Source organism: Rhodococcus oxybenzonivorans (genome assembly GCF_003130705.1).
Classification (GTDB): Bacteria; Actinomycetota; Actinomycetes; order Mycobacteriales; family Mycobacteriaceae; genus Rhodococcus_F; species Rhodococcus_F oxybenzonivorans.
Genome location: NZ_CP021354.1, coordinates 5,989,840 through 6,014,643, shown reverse-complemented (window position 1 = coordinate 6,014,643; position 24,804 = coordinate 5,989,840). Strand labels below are relative to the sequence as shown.

25 protein-coding genes are annotated in these 24,804 nt (G+C 65.2%); 11 read left to right on the top strand and 14 right to left on the bottom strand.

Features of this window, described 5'->3' with window-relative positions; translation table 11 throughout:
* Positions 1 to 42: 42 nt before the first annotated feature.
* From aztD to aztB, 4 genes are read right to left on the bottom strand one after another with little or no spacing between them, the layout of a single operon-like run.
* Positions 43 to 1,293: a zinc metallochaperone AztD gene (gene aztD / locus CBI38_RS27800; RefSeq protein ID WP_230989983.1), complete on the bottom strand. Its 1,251-nt coding sequence runs from the start codon at positions 1,291 to 1,293 to the stop codon at positions 43 to 45.
* A 21-nt stretch (positions 1,294 to 1,314) separates the two neighbouring features.
* The gene (gene aztC, locus CBI38_RS27795; protein ID WP_109334015.1) at positions 1,315 to 2,241 is read right to left on the bottom strand and encodes a zinc ABC transporter substrate-binding protein AztC; all 927 of its coding nucleotides are present in this window, start codon (positions 2,239 to 2,241) and stop codon (positions 1,315 to 1,317) included.
* Positions 2,238 to 3,500, bottom strand: coding sequence for a YncE family protein (locus CBI38_RS27790; RefSeq protein ID WP_109334013.1), 1,263 nt, complete (start codon positions 3,498 to 3,500; stop codon positions 2,238 to 2,240). Before CBI38_RS27790 ends, aztC begins: the two co-directional genes overlap by 4 nt.
* 42 nt (positions 3,501 to 3,542) lie before the next feature.
* Complete coding sequence (gene aztB, locus CBI38_RS27785) at positions 3,543 to 4,397, bottom strand: zinc ABC transporter permease AztB (RefSeq protein ID WP_109334011.1); 855 nt, start codon at positions 4,395 to 4,397, stop codon at positions 3,543 to 3,545.
* Positions 4,398 to 4,416: 19 nt separating this feature from the next.
* On the opposite strand from aztB, the gene aztA reads away from it, so the two are divergent.
* Positions 4,417 to 5,082 (top strand): zinc ABC transporter ATP-binding protein AztA, encoded by a 666-nt coding sequence (gene aztA / locus CBI38_RS27780; protein ID WP_109334009.1) that lies wholly within the window; start codon positions 4,417 to 4,419, stop codon positions 5,080 to 5,082.
* Here aztA and CBI38_RS27775 read toward each other — a convergent pair.
* From CBI38_RS27775 to CBI38_RS27765, 3 genes are all read right to left on the bottom strand, one after another.
* A complete protein-coding gene (locus CBI38_RS27775) occupies positions 5,079 to 5,498 on the bottom strand; it encodes a VOC family protein (RefSeq protein WP_109334007.1) in 420 nt (139 codons plus the stop codon). The genes aztA and CBI38_RS27775 overlap by 4 nt on opposite strands.
* Positions 5,499 to 5,536: 38 nt before the next feature.
* The gene (locus tag CBI38_RS27770) at positions 5,537 to 6,013 is read right to left on the bottom strand and encodes a VOC family protein (protein ID WP_109334005.1); all 477 of its coding nucleotides are present in this window, start codon (positions 6,011 to 6,013) and stop codon (positions 5,537 to 5,539) included.
* 89 nt (positions 6,014 to 6,102) lie between these two features.
* The gene (locus tag CBI38_RS27765) at positions 6,103 to 7,380 is read right to left on the bottom strand and encodes an MFS transporter (RefSeq protein ID WP_109334003.1); all 1,278 of its coding nucleotides are present in this window, start codon (positions 7,378 to 7,380) and stop codon (positions 6,103 to 6,105) included.
* Between the two features lie 128 nt (positions 7,381 to 7,508).
* Here CBI38_RS27765 and CBI38_RS27760 point away from each other — a divergent pair, with 128 nt between their 5' ends.
* The 4 genes from CBI38_RS27760 to CBI38_RS27745 all read left to right on the top strand — a co-directional run bounded on the left by CBI38_RS27760 (position 7,509) and on the right by CBI38_RS27745 (position 11,547).
* Positions 7,509 to 8,249 (top strand): IclR family transcriptional regulator, encoded by a 741-nt coding sequence (locus CBI38_RS27760; RefSeq protein WP_109334001.1) that lies wholly within the window; start codon positions 7,509 to 7,511, stop codon positions 8,247 to 8,249.
* Positions 8,250 to 8,339: 90 nt separating this feature from the next.
* Positions 8,340 to 9,521 carry a 4-hydroxybenzoate 3-monooxygenase gene (locus CBI38_RS27755; protein WP_109333999.1) on the top strand — a complete coding sequence of 394 codons (1,182 nt, stop codon included), beginning with the start codon at positions 8,340 to 8,342 and terminating at the stop codon, positions 9,519 to 9,521.
* A gap of 128 nt (positions 9,522 to 9,649) precedes the next feature.
* Positions 9,650 to 10,456 carry an SDR family oxidoreductase gene (locus CBI38_RS27750; RefSeq protein WP_109333997.1) on the top strand — a complete coding sequence of 269 codons (807 nt, stop codon included), beginning with the start codon at positions 9,650 to 9,652 and terminating at the stop codon, positions 10,454 to 10,456.
* Positions 10,453 to 11,547 carry an NAD(P)H-dependent amine dehydrogenase family protein gene (locus tag CBI38_RS27745; protein ID WP_109333995.1) on the top strand — a complete coding sequence of 365 codons (1,095 nt, stop codon included), beginning with the start codon at positions 10,453 to 10,455 and terminating at the stop codon, positions 11,545 to 11,547. Before CBI38_RS27750 ends, CBI38_RS27745 begins: the two co-directional genes overlap by 4 nt.
* Positions 11,548 to 11,600: 53 nt before the next feature.
* Here the strand turns inward: CBI38_RS27745 and CBI38_RS27740 are convergent, their stop codons facing one another.
* Genes CBI38_RS27740 through CBI38_RS27730 form a run of 3 tightly spaced genes read right to left on the bottom strand, consistent with a single transcriptional unit; the run spans position 11,601 to position 14,025 of the window.
* A complete protein-coding gene (locus CBI38_RS27740; RefSeq protein WP_109333993.1) occupies positions 11,601 to 13,199 on the bottom strand; it encodes a solute symporter family protein in 1,599 nt (532 codons plus the stop codon).
* Positions 13,196 to 13,549, bottom strand: coding sequence for a DUF485 domain-containing protein (locus CBI38_RS27735; protein WP_109333991.1), 354 nt, complete (start codon positions 13,547 to 13,549; stop codon positions 13,196 to 13,198). Before CBI38_RS27735 ends, CBI38_RS27740 begins: the two co-directional genes overlap by 4 nt.
* A complete protein-coding gene (locus tag CBI38_RS27730; protein ID WP_109333989.1) occupies positions 13,546 to 14,025 on the bottom strand; it encodes a nuclear transport factor 2 family protein in 480 nt (159 codons plus the stop codon). The genes CBI38_RS27735 and CBI38_RS27730 overlap by 4 nt, the downstream gene beginning before the upstream one ends.
* A 145-nt stretch (positions 14,026 to 14,170) precedes the next feature.
* Between CBI38_RS27730 and CBI38_RS27725 the strand changes: the two genes are divergently transcribed.
* The 6 genes from CBI38_RS27725 to CBI38_RS27700 all read left to right on the top strand — a co-directional run bounded on the left by CBI38_RS27725 (position 14,171) and on the right by CBI38_RS27700 (position 20,706).
* Positions 14,171 to 14,776, top strand: a complete 606-nt coding sequence (locus CBI38_RS27725) for a TetR/AcrR family transcriptional regulator (RefSeq protein WP_109333987.1) — start codon at positions 14,171 to 14,173, stop codon at positions 14,774 to 14,776.
* Between the two features lie 139 nt (positions 14,777 to 14,915).
* Complete coding sequence (locus CBI38_RS27720) at positions 14,916 to 16,109, top strand: acyl-CoA dehydrogenase family protein (RefSeq protein WP_109333985.1); 1,194 nt, start codon at positions 14,916 to 14,918, stop codon at positions 16,107 to 16,109.
* The gene (locus CBI38_RS27715) at positions 16,106 to 16,933 is read left to right on the top strand and encodes a hypothetical protein (protein ID WP_109333983.1); all 828 of its coding nucleotides are present in this window, start codon (positions 16,106 to 16,108) and stop codon (positions 16,931 to 16,933) included. Before CBI38_RS27720 ends, CBI38_RS27715 begins: the two co-directional genes overlap by 4 nt.
* Positions 16,930 to 17,775 carry an alpha/beta fold hydrolase gene (locus CBI38_RS27710; RefSeq protein WP_109333981.1) on the top strand — a complete coding sequence of 282 codons (846 nt, stop codon included), beginning with the start codon at positions 16,930 to 16,932 and terminating at the stop codon, positions 17,773 to 17,775. The genes CBI38_RS27715 and CBI38_RS27710 overlap by 4 nt, the downstream gene beginning before the upstream one ends.
* Positions 17,772 to 19,478, top strand: a complete 1,707-nt coding sequence (locus tag CBI38_RS27705; protein WP_109335409.1) for an AMP-binding protein — start codon at positions 17,772 to 17,774, stop codon at positions 19,476 to 19,478. The genes CBI38_RS27710 and CBI38_RS27705 overlap by 4 nt, the downstream gene beginning before the upstream one ends.
* The gene (locus CBI38_RS27700) at positions 19,471 to 20,706 is read left to right on the top strand and encodes an acetyl-CoA C-acetyltransferase (protein ID WP_109333979.1); all 1,236 of its coding nucleotides are present in this window, start codon (positions 19,471 to 19,473) and stop codon (positions 20,704 to 20,706) included. The genes CBI38_RS27705 and CBI38_RS27700 overlap by 8 nt, the downstream gene beginning before the upstream one ends.
* Positions 20,707 to 20,710: 4 nt before the next feature.
* Here CBI38_RS27700 and CBI38_RS27695 read toward each other — a convergent pair whose 3' ends face one another.
* The 4 genes from CBI38_RS27695 to CBI38_RS27680 all read right to left on the bottom strand — a co-directional run bounded on the left by CBI38_RS27695 (position 20,711) and on the right by CBI38_RS27680 (position 24,651).
* Complete coding sequence (locus CBI38_RS27695; RefSeq protein ID WP_109333977.1) at positions 20,711 to 21,496, bottom strand: alpha/beta fold hydrolase; 786 nt, start codon at positions 21,494 to 21,496, stop codon at positions 20,711 to 20,713.
* Between the two features lie 75 nt (positions 21,497 to 21,571).
* The gene (gene catA / locus CBI38_RS27690) at positions 21,572 to 22,420 is read right to left on the bottom strand and encodes a catechol 1,2-dioxygenase (RefSeq protein ID WP_109333975.1); all 849 of its coding nucleotides are present in this window, start codon (positions 22,418 to 22,420) and stop codon (positions 21,572 to 21,574) included.
* 21 nt (positions 22,421 to 22,441) lie between these two features.
* Complete coding sequence (locus CBI38_RS27685) at positions 22,442 to 24,058, bottom strand: 4-hydroxyphenylacetate 3-hydroxylase family protein (RefSeq protein WP_109333973.1); 1,617 nt, start codon at positions 24,056 to 24,058, stop codon at positions 22,442 to 22,444.
* A 20-nt stretch (positions 24,059 to 24,078) separates the two neighbouring features.
* On the bottom strand, positions 24,079 to 24,651 hold the full coding sequence (locus CBI38_RS27680) for a flavin reductase family protein (RefSeq protein ID WP_109335408.1): 573 nt from the start codon (positions 24,649 to 24,651) through the stop codon (positions 24,079 to 24,081).
* Positions 24,652 to 24,804: the final 153 nt, after the last annotated feature.

Sequence of the window (24,804 nt, the reverse complement as noted above, 5' to 3'; positions counted from 1 at the left end):
ACCCACCCCTCGCGGGTCCGAATCCGATACGCCTTCACTGCGTCAGCCGGTGACGCCGGTGATCTCGTTCGGCGTCTGCGGAAGATCGGCCGAATCGGACACGGTCCAGGACTCGAGGTCGACCGCGTGGATCCTGTTCTTCGCCGGATCGGTCACGTAGGCCGTGCCGTCCTGCACGAACAGAGCGGGCCGGGGCGACTGCCACTTCTCCGGCTCGGTCCAGGGGTCGATCAGCGGCACCGTACGGGTCACCGTCTTGGACCCGGGATCGATCACGTGCAGTGCGCCGTCGGTACCCAGGACGAGCGCTTCACCGTGCACACCGCGGCCGAGGGAACGGAACGTGTAGCTGGTGCCGAGGTCGACGAGCGTCAGCTGTCCGGTGGTGGTGTCGGTCAGGCTGACCCGCTGAGGACGCTCGAGCTCGGCGTCCGGGTCGGTCTTGTAATCGCCCAGGATGATCGGGGAATTCTCGTCCCCGGCCTGGTTGCCGATGCGTCCGTACGGATCGGGACTGGTCACCTTGGTGATGACGCCGTCACGGTAGATCAGCAGGCCGTTCTGGCAACCGACAACCACGGTTTCGTCCGCCGCCACGGCTTCGCCGTGTACGCCGGGGCACTCCTCGTTGCGCGCAATCTCCTTGCGGTCGCGGTCGAGTACGACGATGCCGGTCCGCTCGTCTTCGTTGCCCACCGTGGTGAGCATGCTGCCGTCCGACAGTTCGACCGCCACACCATGGTGCGCTTCCGGTGTCGTGTAGTCGGTGGTCTCGGGCAGACCACCGGCGAGCTTTGCCGGGTCGAAGACGCGCACCAAGCCGGTTCCGTCGTCGAACAGCACCGTTTTGCCGTCGTGCCGGACCACGTGCCCGGGCGTCGTCGCGTCGAACGAGATGTCCGTGACAGCCGGATCATTGACGAAATGGCTGTCGCCGTCCGTCCAGGTTCCGGTGTCGAGCGCGGTGAAACTGCTGCCCGTGCTGATGAGTACATGCCGGCCGTCACCCGCCGGGTTGAGGCGGTTGAACCCGTCCATCTCGGCGGTTCCGACGACATCGAGTGTCTTCGCGTCGAGCACGAGCACGCCTCCGTCGTAGCTCAACGCGAGGCGGGGCGTCGCCGAATCGGTGCGCGTTGCGTTGTCGGTGGCAGCGTCTGCCGAGTCGGAAGAGCAGGAAGTCAAGAGCGCAGCCGAGAGTCCTAGAGCAACAAAGGCCGCGGGCAGGGGAGATCTACGCAAAAGGGTCACCCATGAGAAGTACTCCTTATCGCAAATGATTGTCAAAGCCATGGATGTGCATGTGGCGATGTGTCACGACGCCAGGCTCCGGCTGATCGTGAGGGAATTGGAGTCCATCATCTGTATGTAGGTCCCGGCGTCCGACCCCACGTCCCCGAGTGACTCGGTGAACAGGGAGACGACGGCGACGGGCAACCTCGCCTCCGAAGCCAGCACTTCGGCGAGCCGATTCGGTTGTGACGAATCCACGAAGATTGCCGGTGCCTTCGCGGAAGTGATGGTGGCGGCGAGTTGCGACAGGTCGGAAGCGCTGGGTGACGCCAGTGTGGTTCCACTCGGAATGACGGCGCCGACCACCTCGAAATCGAATCGCTCTGCGAGATAGCCGAATACATGATGGTTCGTGACCAGTGTGCGGCGCTCTTCCGGAATGCCTGCGAACCGAGACGTCATCCGCTCGGTCAGCTCCTCGAGTTGACCCGAGTAGTCATCGGATCGATCTCGAATCACCTGTGCGTCCACACCGGTCACGTGCTCGATGACCGCGTCGCGAACAAGGGCGACAGCTTCGCGCATGCGGTCCGGATCGGTCCAGATATGTGGGTCCAGTAAGCCCGAGGACTGCCCGGTGCCGTACTCGATGGGCCGCACACGCTCACCGACCTCGAGAATCGGGATCGACTCGGCCCGGGCAGCTTCGACAGTGCTTCCCAATCCCTCTTCGAGCCCGAGTCCGTTGGATACGACGAGATCGGCGCTCGCCACCCGTGCGGCTTCCGGGGCCGAGATCTCGAACGAGTGCGGGTCGGCATTCCTCGGCATCAGCACCATGACGTCGGCCTGATCCCCGACGACGTTCTCTACCACGTCACCCAGAATGTTCGTCGTCACCACCACCAACGGGCCATCGGCGGCTGAGGAGGCACACGCGGTGACGGCCGAGGCGGTGAGCGCGAGCAGAAGACCGAGCGGCACCAGGCGCCGCAACGTCGCCGTCATGAACCCACGACGCTGACCGAGGAGACGGAAATTCCGACATCAAGCCTGCGTGCTATTCGTGCGTTGTCTCGATAGTCGATCTCTATCACGGCTTTCGCTTCCGGGTCGGTGACGTAGGCGCGATTGCCGCCGACGGTGATCGCTGCGGACTCGTGCGGCTTGTCGCCGGTCAGGGCCGTGGCGGATGCCGTCTCCGCCCCGGACGCTGCGTCGAACACCCGGAAGGTGCCGTCGGCGAGGACGGCGAAGAGCGAGCGGCCGTCGCCGGACAGGTTTACGTCGAGCGCCGCGGCCGGCGTCCGAACGTGGGTCCAGTGGTGGGTCAGTGGATCGAGCAGCAGCACACCGTCATTGGCGGTAGGTGATCCCGCTGTCGCGGCTAGGAGGGGCGTTCCGTCGGTCCCACGGAACGCGGTGGGGCGGGTGCTCGGTCCGATGCCTTCCGGGTACGGAATCTTCTCCGCCGTCCACTGTCCGCCGGTGACGCGTGCGAGGAAGACACCGTCGTCACACGCCGCGAGCGCGTAGGAGTCGAAGACGGCGTGTCCGTTCGCTGCCGGGCACGCGACGTCGAATGCCGTCTCCACCCCGCTGTCCGCGTTGCGGAGCTCGAACGAAGCCGGTGCGAAAGCCCCTGCGCCGGTGCCCGGTCGAGAGACGAGGTAGCGATCGGCGACGGGTATCGCCATTCCGGCGTGCGCAGATGCGGACGGCACGACCTCGCCGACCTCGGCGCTGTCCTTGCGCAGCTGCGCGAAGTCGATCACGTCGGCGCGGCCGTCGGCATCGAAAAATGTGGCGACCTTGTCGTCACCGATTACGACGGCTCCCGGCTGTTCGCCGGTCAGCTTGCCGATCTCGATGGGGGCCTTGGTGTAAGAGTGGTTGTGGTCGCCGTGGTCGATGGTCCATGATCCGGCGTCGACCACATGCACGGTGCCGCCCGATGCATCGACTGCGAACGCGTAGCGGTCCTTGACTGTGGTGAGGACCGTCGGATGGTCGAAATGGAACGAATGGATCTTGTCCGCGGTCGTCAGATCGAGGACGTCGACACGGCCGGACAGCGCGTCTGCGACGACCAGTCGTGGCTCGGGCCCCTCTACCTCGGTGGCTCCTGCTTCGGCCGCGAGGTCGCTGCCCGGCCTGCTCTGGCCGCTGGGCGCGGTCTCGTCCGTCGCGTCCGAGCCGCACCCGGTCGATACCAGCGCGGTGATCGACATGGCGAGCGCCGCGCGCACCAATGTCCTGTTCTGCACTATGCACTCCATCTACTACTAATGATAATCATTACTGATAGGCTAGCCAATCGGCACAGGCGCGGGCGAACTCGCTGCACGTAGGCGCATCACTGCAGTTCGGATGAGTACGGCGACGAAGAATTGCAGCACGGCCAGTCCGGCAATGGTGGAGCCCGCGGCGGTGTCGGCGTTCCACGACACGATCAGTCCAAGGGCTGTGGCCGACCATCCGAGCAGCACGGCCAGGCTCATGGTTGCGACAAGCGAGCGGCCGAAGAGTGCCGCGGTGGCGGAGGGCGCAACCAGGAGTCCGAAGACGAGCAATGTTCCGACGATGCGGAACGACGCTACGACGGCGAGGACTACCAGGGCGAGCAGCGCCAGGTGCGCCAACCGCGGCCGCAACCCCAGTGTGTGTGCTTTGCGTTCGTCGAAGACCAGAGCAACGAACGGCCGGTAGGCCACCACGGAGATCAGGGCTGCGACGACAACGGCTGCGGTGAGCCAGATCAGATCGTCCCACGTTGCCGACAGCACATCCCCGAACAGGAACGCCGTGAGATCGACCGCGAACGAGCGTGCCCGCGAGACGATGACCACACCGAGTGCGAGCATTCCGACGAACAAAAGACCGATGCCCGTGTCCTCGGACAGCCGGGAATTCTTCGACACCCACGAAACGCCAAGAATCATCACCACCGCGCTCGCGGCTGCGCCGAGGACGAGGTTGGCGCTCGCGAGGTACGCGACCGCCACGCCGGGCAACATCCCGTGGGAGATGGCTTCACTCATGAACGCCATTCCGCGTACCACCACCCAGGTGCCCACCAGCCCGCACAGAACGGAGACCAGCATTCCGGCGAACAACGCCCGGCGAACGAAAGACACCATGAACGGATCGAGTAGCCACTGCATGGTGCTAACCTAAGCGATAATGATTGTCGTAAGCGAACTCACCGTGCGGTACGGGACCGCCGTGGCGCTGAACCGTGTCAGCGCATCCTTCACTGAGCGGACGGTTACCGCGCTCATAGGGCACAACGGGTCCGGCAAGTCGACGCTGCTCCATGCACTGGCCGGCATCCTGCGCCCCACGTCCGGAAGCATCGACGGCCTCCGCGGGCGGCGCGTCGCCTACGTGCCACAACGTACGGCGGTCGGGGACAACCTGCCCCTCACGGTGCGCGAGCTCGTCGGCATGGGCGCGTGGCAGCGCCGTGGACTGTTTCGCCGCCTCACCCCCGACGACCGCCAAGCTGTGGAGGTTGCGTTGACGAGGCTCGACATCACGGATATCGCTGCGCGGCAAGTAGGTACGCTGTCGGGCGGTCAACGGCAACGCGCGTTGCTCGCTCAGGCGCTCGTGCAACGCGGTGACCTACTGCTCCTCGACGAGCCGACCACCGGACTCGATGCGCAGGCCCGCGCCGTAATCAACGACGTGATCGACGAAGAAGCCGCACGAGGTGCCATCGTCGTCGTGGCCACCCACGAGCTGCTCGATGCCGAGCGCGCCGGTTGCACGCTGACGTTGACGGCCGGGTCTCTTCAGGGGCCGACGGACGCCACTGTGTCCGGGAAGTTCTCTGTGTCTGCTTAGTTTTCTGTGTCCGCCTGGCTCTCTCGTTGCAGTTCGACGAGTACGAGCCGGTTGCCGTCGGGATCGCGGAAATAGAACATGGGCGGTACGTAGTCGCCGAGGCGCATGACCTCCGCGTCCACATCGACACCGTGCGCCGCGAGAGTCGCATGATCGGCGTCGGCGTCCGCAGTGGACAGCCGAATGCCGGTCTCGACGCCGGCCGGTGCGCCCTCACGTTCCGGAACCAGGGCAATGGAGGTGACTGATCCTGGGGGTGCCACCTCGACCCAGCGCTGCCCCTCGCCGAACTCGGCATCCATGCGGCGTTCGAAACCGAGTGTGCTGACGTAGAATTCGAGGGCCCTGTCCTGATCGGCGACAGGCACGGCCACCGTATGCACCCCGTTGATGTGTGTCTTGCGCTGTGCGGTCACGGTGTCATCCCCTTCTCGTCACCTCTCCTCGCCGGAGCTCACGGCTGCGCGAACGCCTTCTCGAGTGCGGCGATGTCCAACTTGCGCATCTGGAGCATCGCCTGGACGGCGCGCTGGGCCGCGGCGGTGTCGGGGTCGCTCATCAGCTCGTACAGGCGTTCGGGGACCACCTGCCAGGAGACTCCGAAGCGGTCCTTCACCCAGCCGCACTGGCTTTCCTCGCCACCGTCTGACGTGAAAGCCGCCCAGTATCGGTCTACCTCGTCCTGATCCTTACACCTCACTTCGAACGAGATGGCTTCGCTGAACGTGAATTGCGGGCCGCCGTTGAGTGCGGTGAACGGTTGCCCGTTGATGTCGAAGGACACCGTCATCACCTTGCCCTCGGGGCCGGGTGTGCCGGGCGCGTAATAGGTCACGTCGGTGATTCGTGAGTCCGGGAAGAGGGAGGTGTAGAACTTTGCTGCCTCTTCACCGCGGTCGTCGAACCAGAGGCAAGGGGTGATGGGTTTCATGACGTGGGTCCTCTCGGGTGATTTCGATCAATCCTCACCGATATGGACCACGCACATGCCCGAAACTCATCGCCCGGCGGCCACGAATCTCAGCGGACCGTCCGAGTGGTAGCCACAGCAATCGCACCGAGCAGCCCCACCAGGGCAAACGCATAGAAGCCCCACGGGACGGCGTAACCGGCTCCCAGCATCACCCCACCGAGAATGGGACCGCAGATCGCGCCGACGCGTCCCACGCCTGCAGACCAGCCCAGCGCGGTCGCACGGATCTGCGGCGGATGGTTCGCCGAGGTGAATGCGTAGACCAGCACCTGCGCACTGAACACGAAGCACCCGGCGAGAAACACCAGCACATAGATCCCGAACGACACCTTGACGCTGAGCAACGCCAGGAACACCGCGGCGCCGGCGAACCAGATGATCGCCGCAGGACGAGGGCCGATTCTGTTGGCCACGCCGCCGGCAATCAGAAGTCCGACCACCGCGCCGGCATTGAGGATGAGCAGGAAGGTGAGCGAGGCCCCGAGGTTGTATCCGGCTTCGCGCATGATGGTCGGCAACCAGGTGTTGAGTCCATAGACGAGCAGCAGTCCCATGAAGGACGTGACCCAGATAGCGATGCTGTTGCGCAGGAACGGACGTGAGAACAGGGCGCGCACCGGATTGGCTGCGGACGCGACGGGTGCGTCGGCGGCCGGCGCGGGTTCCAGTTCCAGTCCGTACTGCTTCGCGATGGCCTCGGCCTCGGACCGCTTGCCCTGCGCGAGGAGGTACGACGGCGATTCGGGGAGGTAACGCAACATCAGGGGAATCAGCACGATCGCGGGCAGCGCACCTGCAACGAACATCGACCGCCAGCCGAACGGCTCGATCAGCACGATGGCCAGCGCGGCCGTCGCGACCGCACCCACGTGATACCCGGTCATCAGCAGAGTCGATGCCGAACCGCCGCCTTGCTTCTTCGAGAATTCGTTGACCAGAGCCAGCGCCGTCGGGAGTGCGCCACCGAGGCCCACGCCGGCGAGGAATCGGAACAGTCCGAAGAAGAACGGGTTGGGCGCTACCGCGCACAGCAGTGTCAAGAGCGAGAATGCCGCGACCGCGTACAGCAGCGCGCGCCTGCGGCCGATCACGTCGGTGAGCGTGCCGATGACGAGCGCCCCGATCGTCATGCCTACCAGGCCGAACGTCGAGATGAACGTGATTGTGCCTGTAGACAGACTCCAGTCGGCGTCGTCCCGCAGCGAGGGGATCACGGCGCCGAGCACCACCAGATCGAACCCGTCGAGTAACACCGCCACCCAGCAGAGGGGTGCGACCCAGAGGGCAGTGGAGGAGCGCATCGCGCTCCGTTCGGAAGTGGTCATCAGATCCTCGGCTTCAGCAGTGTTCGTCAATTGAACACAAGTTCATATTGCGCACCGATTGTGGGGTGAGTCATAGATCCGTGTCAAACGGCGTCGGTTCGCCGCACCACACCCGGAATACTGGCGGCATGGCCGGAGCCGACGAACGCAGCATGCTGGGCCGGGCATTTCTCGTTCTCGGTGCGTTCACGTCGGAACGGCCGCGTCTGTCCCAGTCGGAGTTGAGCAGGCGTACCGGTCTGCCCCTGCCCACCGTGCATCGGCTGTGCCGGCAGTTGGTGGAACACGGCGCGCTCGAGCGGGCCGACGACGGAACCTACGAAATCGGGGTCCAGCTGTGGGAATTGGGGGCTCTCGCGCCCCGCGCCCACGGACTGCGGCAGGTGGCGCTGCCGTATCTCGAGGACATCTACGAGGCCACCCGCGAAAACGTCCAGCTGGTGGTCCGGGAGGGACTCGAAGCGCTGTACATCGAGCGACTGTCCGCGCGGGGTGCCGTGACCGTGGTCGGGCGTGCCGGGGGACGGCTGCCGCTGCACGCGTCGAGTGGTGGTCTGGTTCTGCTGGCGTTCGGCGGCGGCGAGCTGCTCGACGCCGTGCTCGCAGCCGGCCTCGAGCGCTTCACCCCGGCGACCATCACCACCGAACACCGGCTTCGCAGCACCCTCGACGACATTCGCCGAACCGGATGGGTCACCTGCCGTGAACATCTCAATATCGGGACGCTGGCCGTGGCTGCGCCGGTGTCGCGGTCGACGGGCGAGGTCGTGGCCGCCGTGTCGGTCGTGGTGCCTGCGGAGAAGGATCCGGCACCGCTGATTCCCGCCGTGCGGGCGGCGGCACGGGGCATCTCGCGCGGCGTCGCCTAGTGGTCTTTCACTCAGTGGAAGTGGGGGTTTCGGGAGTGCGGTTCGGGCGCAACAGTGACTGGTGTCACGAACTACGCGAGGAGTCTGCGCATGAACACACAGGTCGGGATCGTCGGCGGAGGCCCCGCAGGACTGACGCTGTCCCACCTTCTGCACCTGCAGGGCATCGAGTCCGTGGTACTCGAAACCCGCACCCGCGAGGAGGTCGAGGGCACGATCCGCGCCGGTGTGCTCGAGCAGAACACGGTGGATCTGATGGTCGACACCGGGCTCGGCGACCGCATCAAGCGTGAGGGGCACACCCATCAGGGCATCGAACTGCGGTTCGGCGGCAAGGGGCACCGCATCGCGTTCGACGAACTCACCGGCGGCCGCGCGGTCACGGTGTACCCGCAGCACGAGGTGCTGAAGGACCTCATCGCCCGCAGGCTCGCGGACGGCGGTGACCTCCGCTTCGGCGTATCGGACGTGCACGTGCACGACCACACGTCCGAATCCCCCAAGATCATCTATCGCGATGCCGACGGCAACGAGCAGACCCTCACGTGCGCCCTCGTCGCCGGATGCGACGGGTCGCGGACCAGCACCCGCGCCCTGATCCCGGCCACCACCGTGCGGACGGACCACTTCCGTCAGTACCCGTTCGCCTGGTTCGGCATCCTCGCCGAGGCCCCGCCGTCGTCGGAAGAGCTGATCTACGCCAACCACCCGCGCGGCTTCGCGCTGATCAGCACCCGCACCCCGCAGGTGCAGCGGCACTACCTGCAGGTCGACCCCGACGATTCGGTGGACAACTGGTCCGACGACCGTATCTGGTCCGAACTGCACGCCCGCGTCGACGGCGAGGGCGCAGAAATAAAAGACGGCAAGATCTTTCAGAAATCGATCCTGCAATTCCGCAGCTTCGTGTGCGAGCCCATGCAGCACGGCAACCTCTTCCTGGCCGGCGACGCCGCCCACACCGTGCCCCCCACCGGCGCGAAGGGCATGAACCTCGCGATCGCCGACGTCTACTTCCTGTCCAAGGCGATGTCCGAGTACTTCACCACCCGCAGTCGGGCCGGGCTCGACAGCTACACCGACACGGTGATGCCGCGCGTCTGGCGCACCCAGCACTTCTCCTGGTGGATGTCCTCGATGCTGCATCGGCTCCCCGACGACACCGGATTCGGCCACAAGCGGCAGATCGCCGAACTCGACATGGTCACCCGATCAGTCGCCGGACGCACCCTCATCGCCGAGAACTATGTGGGCACCCCGCTCGAGCTGTGAGTACTTATTAACCGCCCGCGGTTAATAAGTACTCACAGGCGGCGGAGCTGCTTCTCCCGGGAAACGACTCCACTCACAAACTAGAACCTGTTACATTCGCCGAAGGGGGAACGACAACAGGAGCCGCCATGATCCTCGATCGGTTCAGAGTGGACGGCCGGGTCGCCGTCGTCACGGGCGCGGGCCGCGGCATCGGCGCGGCCACCGCAGTGGGGCTTGCGGAGGCGGGCGCTCACGTCGCCATCTCCGCCCGCCATGCCGATCAGCTGCAGAAGGTGGCGACGCAGATCGAGGAGGCCGGGCGACGCGCGTTGGTCGTGCCCGCCGATCTCATGGATCTGCAAGCCGTCGCCGCGCTCGCGGACGCCGCGCAGGAAGAGTTCGGAAGGCTCGACATCGTCGTCAACAACGTCGGCGGCACCATCCCCAACGCCCTTCTCGACACCGACTCGGACTATCTCGAGGAGGCATTTCATTTCAATGTGAGCACCGCACATGCACTTGTGCGGGCGGCGGTTCCGCACATGCTCGCGCACGACGGCGGGTCGGTGGTGAACATTTCGTCGGTGATGGGCAGGCTGTCCGGCCGCGGCTATCTTGCCTACGGAACGGCGAAAGCCGCACTGGCACATTACACCCGGCTGGCGGCCCGCGATCTGAGCCCTCACGTCCGCGTCAATGCGATCGCCGTGGGGTCGGTGTTGACGTCCGCACTCGAATTCGTCGCCTCCGACGAGGCAGTGAAAGCGTCGATGGAAAGTGTCACCCCGCTCGGCCGGATCGGCGACCCCGAAGACATCGCGGCGGCCGTGCTCTACCTGTCCTCGAAGGCGGGTTCGTACATCACCGGCAAGGTACTCGAGGTCGACGGAGGCCTCGACCAGCCGAACCTCGACCTCGGCCTTCCTGATCTGAAACTCGGAGAGAAGCCATGAGCTACCGCGTCGTCGAATGGTCCACCGGCACAGTCGGGCGACATGCCATCGCAGGGATCGATGCCCGCGACGACCTCGAACTGGTCGGCGTCTGGGTGTCCAATCCGGACAAGGTCGGGAAGGACGCCGGTGAACTGGCCGGCCTCGACCGTGAACTCGGGGTGAGGGCCACCGACGACAAGGCTGCCCTGCTCGCGTTGAAACCGGATTGCATCGTGCATACCGCGATGACGGACGACCGCATATTCGAGGCCGTCGAGGAGCTGATCTCCTTTCTCGAAGCGGGCGTCAACGTCGTGTCGTCGGGTCCGGTGCTACTGCAATATCCGATCGGCGTCGTCCCGGCCGAACTCGTCGACCGCATCCGCCGTGCCGGGGAGCAGGGTGGCGCCAGTCTGCACGTCAACGGCATCGACCCAGGGTTCGCCAATGACGTTCTGCCGCTGGCCATGACAAGTTTGTCGCAGCGCATCGACGAGGTCCGCTGTTACGAGATCGCCGACTACTCCACGTACTACCAGCCCGTGGTGATGCGTGACATCTTCGGATTCGGGAAACCTCTCGACGAGACGCCGATGCTGTTTCAGCCCGGAGTGCTGTCGCTGGCGTGGGGAAGCGTTGTCCGCCAGATCGCGGCAGGCCTCGACATCACACTCGACGAGCCGCTGGTGGAGAAGGTCGCACGGATTCCGGCAGACCACGACCTCGACGTCGTGTCCTGTCACATCCCCGCAGGCACGACGGCTGCCGTGCGGTTCGAGGTCATCGGCACCGTCGACGGCGTACCGCGCGTGGTACTCGAGCACATCACCCGGACGCATCCGGACCAGATGCCCGAGTGGCCGAAGCCGAACCGCGGTGACGGCTGCTATCGCATCGACATCACGGGAGAGCCGATGATGTCCGTCGAGTTCAACCACAACGGCGAAAACGGTGACCACAACGTGTCGGGCATGATCGTCACCGCGATGCGACTGGTGAACTCGGTGCACGCCGTCGTAGAGGCCGAACCCGGCCTCGTCACCGCACTGGATCTTCCACTCATCACCGGTCGCGGGTTGTGCGCTCCGCGCCCCGTGAGTACTTCTTAACATCGGGCGGTTAAGAAGTACTCACAGGGGCGAAGCCCTCACGGGCGAAGCCGTCAGTGCGCCTCGGCGAGCTCCGCTCCGATGCCGGTCTCGGCCCGCACCAGCATTTCGGCGAACTTTTCGTCTCGGTCGGACTTGATGCCGTTCCGCCGTTCCGCGACGAGCGAGCCGATCACTGCTGCAGCCAAACCCAGAGGCATTGTGATGATGACGGGCAATTGGATGGTGAGCGGTGCCGGTCCGCTGCCCAACCAGAGCGCCTCTGTGAACATCAGGCTGATCACGGTCGACGCCAGCCCCACGGAGATTCCCCACACGGCTCCTGTGCTGTTGAACCGTCGCCAGTTGAGACTGAGGAGCAGGCTGGGGAGGTGAGCGCTTCCCGCTACCATGAACGCCATTCCCATGAAATAGGTGATATTCGTGCTGTCGCCAATGGCCATGGTCAGCCCGATGGCGATGATGCTGAACGCAACCGCGGCGTACCGCGCGATCTTCGCTTCGCGGATGTCTGTGGATTCCGTGTCGGCGGCTTTCGTGCGGGTGACGGTGGGCCAGACGTCGTGCGCGAATGTGCCCGCCGCCGAGATCACCACACCGGCGACCACGGCGACAATGCTGGCGAATGCCACGGCCGCCACCATAGCCAAGGCGATGGATCCGCCTACCGTGCCGACGCCGCCGCCGAGTTCGGTGACCAGGGTGGGTGCCGCAAGGTTGCCGCCGGCACCGACGCGATCTGCTCCGTCGGGTCCGAGAAGTGCAGCGGTGCCGAATCCCATCACGATGACGATCAGGTAGAAGGCGCTGCACAGCGCGACAGTCCAGCCGAGAGACTTCCGTGCAGTCGCGGCCTCCGGGACCGTGAAGAAGCGAATGAGGATGTGCGCCATGCCCGCGGTGCCGAGGGCGAAGGCCAGTGAGTACGAGATGAGATTGATTGCGCCGGTCTGTCCGAAGATGAGTCCGGGCGTCAGGATCGCGTCTCCTGCGGCGGCGTTGTCGGTGGCGTCGGACAAGACGGACGGGAGACTGAACCCGAACTTCGCGAGAATTCCCAGGCAGACGATGATGGCCAGCACGGACAAGATGGACGACTTGATCACCTGGACCCAGGTGGTGGCAAGCATGCCGCCGACGAAGACATAGATGCCCATCAAACTTCCGGCGACCACGACGGACAGCCCGAAGGGAATGCCCGAGACCGACTCGAGGAGGACGCCCGCCGCGACGAGCTGGGCCAACAGCACGAAGGTGCCGGTGACGATCGTGCTGAGCGCGACCACCACCCGGACCTGCCGGGCACCCGTCCGGAACACGAGAACGTCGGCAAGAGTGTACTTTCCGACGTTGCGCATCTTCTCGGCGAGGAGGAACAGCACAGGGAGGAAGGAGACGACGGAGGTACACAGGATCACGGCCCCGTCGACGCCCTTGTAGAAGATCAGTCCGGTGGTACCCAGGAAGCTGCCCGCGGAGATGAACTCGCCGGCAATCGCGAAACCGTTCTGCCAGCCGGTGATCGAGCGACCGGCCGCAAAGAAGCCGGTGGCGCTGCGACTGCGCCGGGACGCGGCAAAGGTGACCCAGAGGGTCAGGGAGATGACCGCAGAGCAAATGGCAATGGCAAGGTAATCGGCTTCGCCCGTCATGCGGCACGCTCCTGATGGCGTAGTTCGATGGCCAGAACGGCCGCATCGGCGGCCGGCTGAATGTAGGTCCGGGATAGCCGGAAGTAGGCGTACACCAGAAGCCAGGTGCCGGCGAACTGGGAGAACACCACCCACAGTGAGAGCGGTATGCCCAATAGTGCAGTCCTGCCGAGCACTTCGGGGAAGAAGGCGAACCCGACGAGGAAGCTGGTGAACAATCCGACCGCGACGACGCCGAGGCTTGCCGTCACGGCGCGGCGACGTCGTCGCAGTTCGACGAACTCCGGCAACGCGAGGATCGGTGACCAGATCGCGGCGCCGGATTCGGTGAGGGAGGCGTCGGTGGTCATGCGTGCACCGCCGCACGGCGCGCGGAGTCGAGCGCGAACCGGTTCTCGTCCCAGCCGTCGGTCAGCGGCCCGAAGTAGTGGAAGCGGACCTGTTTGCGACGGTACAGCCAGCGGTCGCCGACGCGGACCACCTCGTCGGTGTATCGGCCCGCTGCGATCGACGAGGTGCCACCCGACACGCACGGTTGCCACAGAAACGAGCGCACGGTCGCGCGGTCACCGTCCAGGTCGATCTCGAGGTTGGTGATGAAGTGCCAGAACGCCGTGAGGCCACCGGCGGCGAGTCCGGAGAAGAACTCCCTCATCCCGGCCTTACCGCGGGGGTTGGACAGGCCGTCGAACTCTCCGTCGTCGGTGAACAAGTCCATCAGAGCGTTCCAGTCGCCGTCGTCGAGTAGACGGCAGTACTGCGCATCGAGTGTCCGGATGGACTCGAGGTCTTCCAGTCGGCGGATTCGTTCTTCGAGGGTGCTCAAGGCGGCGTACCTCCACGGTGCAGAGCGGGTGAGGAAACACGGTCATTAACGGCCGTTCATGTGATGGGGACCATAATCGAGGGTGGGAGGGTAGTCAAGACGACGGTTGTTGCCCATCCGTCCTGGTCGCTCTACTCTCCGAGAGATGAACACTCGGTCAATCGTCGCCGCTCAGCCGACCGTTCGGCAGCGCATTCTGGACACTGCGCTCGACGAGTTCTACTTCTCGGGGTTTCACGCGGCGACGATGCGGAACATCGCGAAAAATGCCGGTTGTAGTGCGGCAAACGTGTATAACCACTTCGAGAACAAGGCCGAGCTCCTCGTCGATATTCTGCGTTCCGCCAGCGACGAGCAGTTCACCGCTACCCGGAACGCCCTGCGGAAAGCGGGCCCGGCACCGGCGGATCGGTGGCGAGCTGCCGTGGTGGCGCACTCGCTGTACACCGCGCGACACCAGCGCGCCTGCCTGGTCGCCAACACGGAGCTGCGGTACCTCGAAGAAGTCGATCGCAAGCGGGTGGTCGGATCTCGGGACGCGCAGGAACATCTCTTCGTCACCATCGCGGAAGAGGGCGTGACCAGCGGCGACTTCGACGTCCCGCACGTCCATCAGGCTGTCACCGCGGTCTTGACCATGTGTGCCGGCATCGCTCTCTGGTACCGGGCCGAGGGTCCTCTCTCGGCGCAAGCGGTTGCCGATTCGTACGGCGTCTATGCGCTCAACCTCGTGGGATACCGCGCACCCTGAGTCGGCGCTGTCCGAGGTCACCGTTGACGCCGGTGGCGCACCCGTGCTGTACTGGGTGAACAAGCGTTAATGTGATTCGGGTGTGGAACCTGAGTTCCCCCGTCTCGCGCCCCGAATCTCGAATGGATGAGGAGTGTCCATGACTCACCGGCCGTCACAGCCGCGAACCGATTCGCCGCGATATCTCACCGAGGACCGACTGGCGATCCGTGACCTGGCACGCGACTTCGCGATGAGCCAGGTGCTGCCCGTCGCCAACGAACTCGATCCGGTCCAGGGAACCATCCCCGACACCCTCAAGAAGGCCATGGCGGACGTCGGATTCTTCGGCATCATGATCCCCGAAGAGCACGGCGGTCTCGGTCTCGGTGTATTCGAGTACTGCCTTGTGGCCGAAGAACTCTCCCGTGCGTGGATGAGCGTGTCGGGGCTCCTGGCGCGTGGCAACGGGATGGGGGGCGGCTTCACGCCCGAGCAGGAAGCCGATCTCCTGCCCAAGGTGGCGCGCGGTGAGTACCTGGGTGCCTACGCGTTGTCCGAGGCGGAGGCCGGTTCCGACGTCGCCAACATTTCGTGCCGTGCGGTCCGGGACGGCGACGACTGGGTGGTGAGCGGCACCAAGATGTGGTGCACCTACGCCGACGAGGCCGACTACCTCGTTCTCTTCGCCCGGACGGACCCGCAGAAGGATCCGGCCAAGCCGCATCGCGGCATCAGCGCCTTCCTCATCGAGAAGGAGCGCGGCGAGTTCCCGCAGGGCATCAGCGGTACCAAGATCCGCAAGATCGGCTATTTCGGCTGGAACACGTGGGAGTTGTCGTTCGACAACTACCGGGTGCCGGCCAGCGCGATGCTGGGTGAGGAAGGCAAGGGCTTCTACCTGGCAGTGAGTGGTCTGGAGGTGGGTCGTGCGCACACCGCTGCGCGGGCCATCGGCCTCGCCCGGGCCGCGCTCGAGGACTCGATCGCCTACCTCCACACCCGTCGGCAGTTCGGTCACGAACTGGCAGATTTCCAGCATCTGCGCTTCAAGGTCGCGACGATGGCGGCCGACATCGAAGCTGCCCGCCAGCTCATGTACTCGGTGGCCACCGATATCGACACCGGACGCCGGTGCTCTCTCGAAGCGTCGATGTGCAAACTCGTCGCGACCGAGATGGCCGAACGCGTCACCAGTGAGGCCGTGCAAATCCATGGAGGCGCGGGCTACACCACCGACTTTCAAGTGGAAAGACATTGGCGCGACGCACGATTGACGAAGATCTTCGAAGGTACCAGTGAAATTCAGATGCGGATCATCTCGGACGAGTTGCTGGGGAGAGTGTCGGAATGAGTGTCCTCACGCAACAGCAGCGCGTGGCTGTCGGCGACAGGGCCGTCAGCGCCGAGCGCCGGGTGTCCGACGTCATTGCCGCGTCGGGCGCTACCTTCCCCGGATCGGGTGCGTCACTCACGGGGGTCGTCATCGCCGGAGTGCTCGACGCATCGAACCTGGACGGCGCAGCCCGAACGGGTCTGCAATGGAACACCGTGTCGGCGGTAGAGGCCGACGATGTCGTTCGGGCCGAGTCGGTGATCACCCGCGTTCAGCGGTCCGAGGACACGGTGGAGGTCGACCGGCATCTGCGGTTGATCGACGAGAACGGAAGCGTCCGGGAGCAAGGAGTCGAAACCTGGCGGCTGCCTGAGGGGTCTGCCGTCGGAACCGATCCGGCCACGGATTTCTGCACCGTCGCGTGGGCGGAGCTTCTCCGCGAAGCACTCGCCGACGACCGGAACTTCACCTCGTCGTTGGCCACCTGGGACGGGACGATAGGCCTGTGCTGCCTCGACGGTTCGGGGCACAGCCGTGAGGTGCATCTGAGGATCTACCGTGGACGCATCATCGACATCAGTAGGCGAGTTCCGGGGGGTGCGACGTTCACGCTTCGCGCGCCGGCGTCGACATGGGTGGACTTGATCTTCGGTGAACATCACGACTTCATGCGGCGTGCAATCCGAGGCGAATTCTCTTCCGCGGGAGACGGTTACGAATACCTGCGTCTCACCAAGCCACTCGACATCCTCGTCACCCACGCCCGGGCCGCCGCGAATGACCGACGATGCGCGCAGAACGACACCTCGCCACTCACCGGGGGAAGGGAGGCCCGCTCATGATCGAGGCCCGCTATCTGAACATCGATGGCGCTCTCGGGTTCGTCGAGATCGTCACACCCGACACGTCCACGGACGGCACACCCACGGTGCTGTGCCTGCACACTGCGGGGCAGAGCGGGGTGCAATGGCGGCACGTGGCATCGGCACTGTCGAGGAGGGGCTATCGGGTGATCGTGCCCGACCTTCCCGGTCACGGCCGCTCCGAGCCTGCGGTCGGCGGGCCCGTCACCGATCTCGTCGTCTTTGGGAACTGGCTGTGGAAAGTGCTCGACCTGCTCGGAGTCGAGCGACCCTATGTCATAGGCTGCTCGATCGGCGGGAAGCTGACCCTCGAGCTGGCGACGCGCCCCGAGCGCCCACTGGCCGGCGCGATCGCGATGGCAGCCGAGGCAGGGCCCGGCCGGGTCAACGTCGGCGGACTGCGGCGCGAACTCGAGGATGTCGCCGGTCCGAGTCGCGGTGACCGCACCTACCTCGGCACCCTGGCCTCGGTGGGACACTCCGTGCCCGCGGAGGCAGCCCAGCTGATCGCCACGATGCACAAGCGTGAAGACCCGGAGATTTCGTCGTCGGATCTCATAGCCTGGGGAATGCACGACGTCCGGAACCGTCTGGGCCACATCACGTGCCCGCTCCACGTCGTCGCCGGAGAGCAGGACCCCTGGATCCAGACCGGTGCGGTCGAGAAGGTGGCAGCGGTGATCAATTCGGCGCGACCGGGCTACGCGCGCTACACGAAGCTCGACGGAATCGGCCACTACCCCATGGAGGAGGTCGACGACTTCGCGTCGTTGGCGGACCAGTGGCTGACCGAGTTGCGTTCGGCGGAGGTGCTGTCGTGACGGCGCACGACACGGCCACCCGCCGTGACTCGCTCGCTTCGCTTCTCGACGAACTGGTGACGGCCGACCCGGATGCTGTCATGACGATCGACGTCGTGGGTGACAGGCGTGTACCCCTAAGCCGCGCGGAGTTCGCTGCACGCGCCTCCAGTGTGGCGTCGGAACTGCGACAGACCGGTATACGGCGTGGCCAGTGTGTGGCTGTGCTGCTTCCGAACTGGTCGGATGCGGTGCTCTGGCAATGGGCGGCGTCGGCGGTCGGGGCACACGTCATCGGCGTGAATACCCGCTACAACACGCAGGAAATTGCCCACATTCTCACCTCGGCCAGGCCGGCGGTAGTGGCGGTGGCCGCCCGGTTCCACGGACTCGATCTGTTCCGACGACTACGGGATGCGCAGCAGGATCTCGACATCCCGGCTCCGGTCGTCGCCGTCGTGCGAGGGCCGGAAGTGGGCGCGTGCGAGCTCGAGTGCGCCGCGTTCGACCTCGGCAGCGGCGCCTGGAACGTGGGTGACGGGACCGACGGTTCTTTGCGGGTACCGCAGACGCCCGACATGGCGAGCACGACCGTGGCCGGCGCCCACGCGGACGCCGACGACCCGCTCGCAGTGGCATTTACGACTTCGGGATCCACCGGGGTACCGAAACTGGCCGCACATCGGGAAAGTGCAATCGTTCGCCACGCACGCGCGGACGCCCGCCTTCTCGGCATCGAGCCCGGTGATGTGACCCTGTGTGTGCTACCGGTGTCCGGCGTCTTCGGATTCAGTACCGCGATGGCAACACTCGCGGGCGGTGGTGCGCTGCTGATGGAACCGGTGTTCGACGCCTCCGCGACCTCCCGGCGTATGCAGTCCGAAAGGGTCACGCACGTCGTGGGCGGCGACGACCTCTTCACCCGCCTGTACGACACCTGGCACGGCGGGGAACGCGCTGACCTGTCCTCGCTGAAGAGGATCGGTATCGCAGACTTCCTCGGCCGGTCTCATGAGGTGGCAGCGTGGGTGCGCGACGAGTTCGGTGCCGTCACCACCGGCGTCTTCGGGTCGTCCGAGGTGTTCGCCCTGATGCTGCTCTGGACGGATGGTGACCCGGAATCGTTGCGGTGGAACGGTGGGGGACGCCCGGTGTCCCCGGAGATCGAGGTTCGGATAGCCGACCCTCTGGACGACTCCGTACTACCGGACGGTCAGCAGGGTGAACTTCAGGTCCGCGGACCGAACGTCGTCGACGCGTATCTCGGTAGTCCGGATGCAGCGGCGCGAGCATTCACGGCGGACGGGTGGTTTCGCAGCGGCGATCTTGCCGTCGCAACGGGCGACGGCGGCTATACGTACGTATGCCGGATGGGTGACGTACTGCGGTTGCGCGGATTCCTGGTGGATCCGGCGGAGATCGAGCACCGGTTGGCCGAGCACGAGTCCGTGCACCTGGCGAAGGTCGTCGGGATCACCGGCGCCGGCGGATACACCCAGGCAATCGCCTTCGTCGTCCCCACGGAGGGTGCAGAAACCGGCGCTGCCGAATTGAAGGCGTGGTGCGCAGAGTCGTTGGCAGCGTTCAAGGTTCCGAGCGCCGTGCACATCATCGAACGAATGCCCACCACGGTGGGTGGAAACGGAACCAAGATCCGAGCGGTCGAGCTGCGCGAATGGGCGCAGCAGTGGACCGATCACGAAAGGGATTTCCGCAGTGCCTGAAAACTCGAATGCCCAGGCGAACGATGTCGTCGTCTGTGAGCCCCTGCGTACCCCGGTCGGACGCTATGGCGGGCAGTTCAAGGACGTTCCCGCTGCGGACCTCGGTGCCCGCGTGGTGTCCGAGCTACTGGCTCGCACGAAGATCGAACCGGAAAGCGTCGACGACGTCATCTTCGGGCAGTGCTACCCCAACGGTGAAGCACCCGCCATCGGCAGGGTCGTGGCCCTGGATGCCGGCCTGCCGGTGACCGTTCCCGGACAGCAACTCGATCGCCGTTGTGGGTCCGGCCTGCAAGCAGTGCTCGACGCAGCGATGCGTGTGCAGACGGGGGTGGCCGAGTTGGTCATCGCCGGCGGCGTGGAGTCGATGAGCCGCGCCGAGTACTACACCGAGTCGATGCGCTGGGGAGCGGGCGGAGCGCCGGCAGCACTCCACGACCGTCTGGCTCGCGGGCGGGTGACCGCGGGGGGCCGGAACTACCCGGTTCCCGGCGGCATGCTCGAGACGGCGGAGAACCTGCGCCGCAAGTACAACATCAGCCGCAGCGAGCAGGACGAACTTGCGGTGAAATCCCATCAGAGGGCTGTCGCAGCGATCGAGTCGGGGAAGTTCGCTGAGGAGATCGTTCCGGTGGAGGTTCCCCGCCGCAAGGGCGACCCGCAGCGTGTCGATCGGGACGAGCACCCCCGGGCGGACACGACGGTCGAGTCGCTCGCCCGGTTGCGCCCGATCATGGGCCACAGCGACCCGGATGCGACCGTCACCGCAGGAAACGCAAGTGGGCAGAACGACGGCGCCGCAGCCTGTCTCGTCACCACCCGTGCCCAGGCGGAGCGTCTCGGCCTTCGGCCACTCGCACGGCTGGTCACCTGGGCGGTGGCCGGGGTCGAGCCGTCCGAAATGGGTATCGGACCGGTGCCGTCCACCGAGCGGGCACTGAAGCGCGCGGGGCTGACGCTCGCAGACATCGACCTGATCGAACTGAACGAGGCATTCGCGGCACAGGCGCTGGCCGTCACGCGGGAATGGAACTTCGGAACACAGGATTTCGACCGCACCAACGTCAACGGGTCGGGCATCTCGCTCGGCCATCCCGTCGGTGCGACGGGAGTGCGAATCCTCGCCACCCTGTTGCGCGAGATGGACCGTCGCGGCGCCCGCTACGGACTCGAAACGATGTGCATCGGCGGCGGCCAGGGATTGACGGCCATCTTCGAGCGGGCATAGCCACTCAGCTGTCGAGAGTCCGAATCCAGTCGGTGAGCGCCCGCACAACCTGTGCGGGCGCTTCCGGCAGTAGTGCGTGACTGGCGTTCGGGATGACGGACACGGTGACCACTTCGCCCAACTGGTCCCGCAGTTCGTTCGCCGTCTCGCGGGGTCGAAATGGGTCCAGAGCTGCCTGAAGGTCGAGAATCGGCTGATGTGCCACGGCCCACCACTCCTCTTTGGGTGTAGCGGCCGAGGCTGCGAGCTGCTGTTTCGACACGTACGGGTACCAGCCGGTGAGCCACTCGGCGGGGTCGTTGCCGGGTGCGAAGAACCCGGTCTGCAGATGGCGGAGCCGCTCGGATTCGGGCAGGGACGAGTCGGCGCACTGCACCGCCAGCGTGGTCAACTCGGCAGGATAATGCCGCGCCCCACCCGCCGCGACCACGACGCCGCGCACCAGCTCCGGCCGGTCGGCGGCCAGCATCCGGGCGACGTAATGCCCGAAGGCATGGCCGACCACCACTGCCGCGCCGTTGTCCTGCGCCTCGATCACTGCTGCCACGTCGGCGGCGAGGTCATGCAAGGTGATGTTGTCGAGCGGTCCTTCGCTCCGGCCGATTCCGCGGGGCTGCGGGCGGGAGACGCGGTACCCGTTCCGCGCCAAACCCTCTGCGACGTCGTCATAGTCGTACGATTCGCGGCCCAGTGAGGGCAGCAGAATTACCGACGGACCGTCACCCTCGACGACGACCTCGATCACTGCGTCGCTAGTGTGCACGAACTCGGTCGTTCTGCCTGTCATCATGCTTCCTGTCCTGTACAGCAATGCCCCGGGTGAGGCGATGCGAATCGTCTCACCCGGGGAAATGGTGGGTGGGTATCAGTCCGTGGCGGGATCGAGCGCGAAGTCGTAGTCGACCACCTTACGTCCCGCGTCGTCGATCACTGGATCGAGCAGCAGTTCGGGTTTGGTTGCGGTGGCGACATCATCGTCGACCCAGTCCCCACCGGCAAAGTACAGCTGCGTGATGATCGGCTGCTTGCCGGGAGAGGTCACCCGCAGGTGGAGGTGCGCCGGACGCCACGGGTGCCACCCGGCAGCCTCGATGAACTGGCCGGTGGGCCCGTCGGTCGGGATCTGGTAAGGCGCAGGCTGAATAGTCGTGATCTCGTATCTTCCCTCCGAGTCGGTCACGATGGTTCCGCGCAGATTCCACTCGGGGAGGTGGGGTGCGAACTGAGAGTAGTAGCCTTCGTCGTCGGCATGCCACAACTCGATGGTTGCCCCGCTGAGTCCTGCGCCGTCCAGGTCGGTCACCTGACCCCGGAGGACCAGCGCCGGGTGCGCCCGATCTTCGTCACGCATCGGAAGCGTGCACCGGGCCGGGAGCTGTGGCGCTCCGGGAACGTAGTACGGACCCTCGATGCTTCCTTTGGTGCCCTTGAAGTTCCGCGAGTTCACCTCTTCGATGTCGTGCTCGACGAACACGTCGAGAAGTAGCGGCCACTCACCGCCCTCGCCCACATCGATGAGCCACTGCTTGAGGACGCGGTACTCCGGATAGGTGACGGCATGCTTCTCGATCAGGGCGCTCAATCCGGCGAGCGCCTCGGTAGCGATGGCGGACAGACGCTCCGGCGAGGTATCGGCCGTGAATCTGGCGCCCTTGAATTTGTCCGTCGCGGCGTTGCCGGAGCCGACCGCGGTGGGGCTTTCTGTGGTGATCATATTCTCTCCTGGTCTGAGGGGCTAGCTGCGGCCGAAGTAGGACACGTCGTCGTTGCCGATCAGGTCCGGCACTGTCCAGCCGTCGAGGTCGTACTCGGCCAGGCACTGCTCGGCCAGGCCCTTCATGGAGCTGACGGTTCCCCGGTTCTCGGCGAACATGAGCAGTTCCGCCTTGACGCCCTCGTGGTTGCCGGCGTAGTTGCGTTCGTACAGTTCGTGGCGGCCACCGAACTCGCTGCCGATCGAATCCCACAGCGCCTTCATGATCTTGACGCGATCGACCGCGGTCATGCCCTCCGACCCGCGGACGTACTTGTCGAGGTACGGCCGGACGTCGGGACTCTTGAAGTCGGCGGCCGACGACGGCAGATAGATCAGCCCGGATGCCACGTCCTGTTCGATGATCTCCTTGATGCGGGGGTAACCCTGCTGCATGAACATGCGGTAGGTGAGGCCGTACTCGAGCTTGGGGATGACCGTGTCGCCCACCCACGGCTCCGGGTCGCGGACCATCGATTCGGTGAGGGACCAGAACAGGTTGCGCCAGCCGATCACTTCACCGACGCGGGTCTGTACCCCTCGGAAGCCGCCCGCTCCGGTGGCGTCGAGTGCCTTCATCAACATGCCGGCGATGAAGTCGAGCTTCACGGCGAGTCGCGTGCACCCCTGCAGGGTGAAGCGCGGCAGAAAACCGGACTGCGGGAAGAAGGCGTTGATCTTCTCCACGTCGCCGTACATGAAAACGTTTTCCCACGGCACGAGTACCTTGTCGAAGACGAAGATGGTGTCGTTCTCGTCCATCCGGCTCGACAGAGGATAGTCGAACGGGCTTCCCATCACCGCCGCCTGCTGCGTGTAGGACGTGCGGCAGATCAGCTTCACGCCTGGGGCGTCCATCGGCACCGTGCAGATGAGCGCGAATTCCTTCTTCTTGATCGGCAGACCGTAGTGGGCGATGAAGTTGTAATTGGTGATAGCCGAACCGGTCGCGACCACCTTCGCGCCGGAGACGACGATTCCCGCGTCGGTTTCCTTCTCCACCTTCATGAACACGTCGCCGACCTCGTCCGGGGGCAGCTGTCGGTCGACCGGCGGGTTGATGATGGCGTGGTTCCAATACAGGACCTTTTCCTGCGACTCCTTGTACCAGCGTTCGGCGTTGTCCTGGAACGGTGAGTACAGCTCCTTGTTCGCGTGGAGGGTTCCGAGGAACGAGGCCTTGTAGTCGGGGGACCGGCCCATCCAGCCGTAGGTCATCCGTGCCCAGGTGGCGATGGCGTCGCGGTCCTTCAGCAGGTCATCCGAAGTCTTCGACGCCCGGAAGAACGGCATAGTGACGCCGCCGTTTCCGGTGTCGGTGGGTGTCGTCAACGTGTCGACGTGCTCACCGGTATGCATCGCGTCGTAGAGTCGCGCGGTCATCCGGATCGGGTTGCGGAACGCGGGGTGGGTGGTCACGTCCTTGACGCGATCCCCATGCAACCAGATTTCTCGGTCATCACGCAACGATTCGATGTATTCGTCGCCGGTCATCGGCCGCGACGCGAAGTTCTTCGTGCGGTTGGCCTCGCTGTCGGCGGCAACGTTGACCTTGGTGCGGTCGACGGTGGTCTCGGGGGCGGATTCGGTGGTGGTCATGGTGTTCCCTTCGATCAGAATTACGAGGCAGCCTGGGCGAGTTGCAGGTGGAGCGGAGTGAACGAGGCGGCGGCGTCGAACCATCCGCTGTGGGGGTCGTCGAGGCAGCCGTTCCACGCCGTGGTGCCCGAAGTGGCTCCCAGGTCGTGAAAAGTGCTGCGGTAGAACAGCAGCGGATCTTTGGTCGAGTCGACGGACGCGTCGACGATCTCGCCGATGAAGATGATGTGGTCACCGCCGTCGTAGGAGGCCCAGGGCGAGCAGATCAGCGTTGCTGCGTTGCCCGACAGTGCGGGAGCGATACCCGAGGAGTCCCACACCGGTTCCGTCCGTTGCGGCTTTCCGGCGAAGTGCATGGCCGTGTCGAGTTGATCGGCGGCGAGGATGTTCACCGCGAACGGTGCGTCGGTCAAGTAGCCGCACGCCTTCGACTTCCGGGTCAGCGTCACCTGGCACAGCCGAGGCTCGATCGAGATGGCGGTGAAGGCCGTGACAGTGGCTCCGTGCGGAGTGCCGTCTGCGTTGGTGCACGTGATCACGGTGACGCCGCTGGCGAACTGGCCGAAGATGTTACGCAGAGTGCGTTGATCCATTTCGAGACCGCCTTTCTGCACGATTCGTGCGAACGCCCCTGCATTTCCAGGGCATGCACACAACATATGACGGCCGTCACAGCCCGTCGATCCGCATTGCGAAGGCGCGATCCGGATCGCGAAAGAAAGTTGCGGGGGTCGGCGCCCACGCCC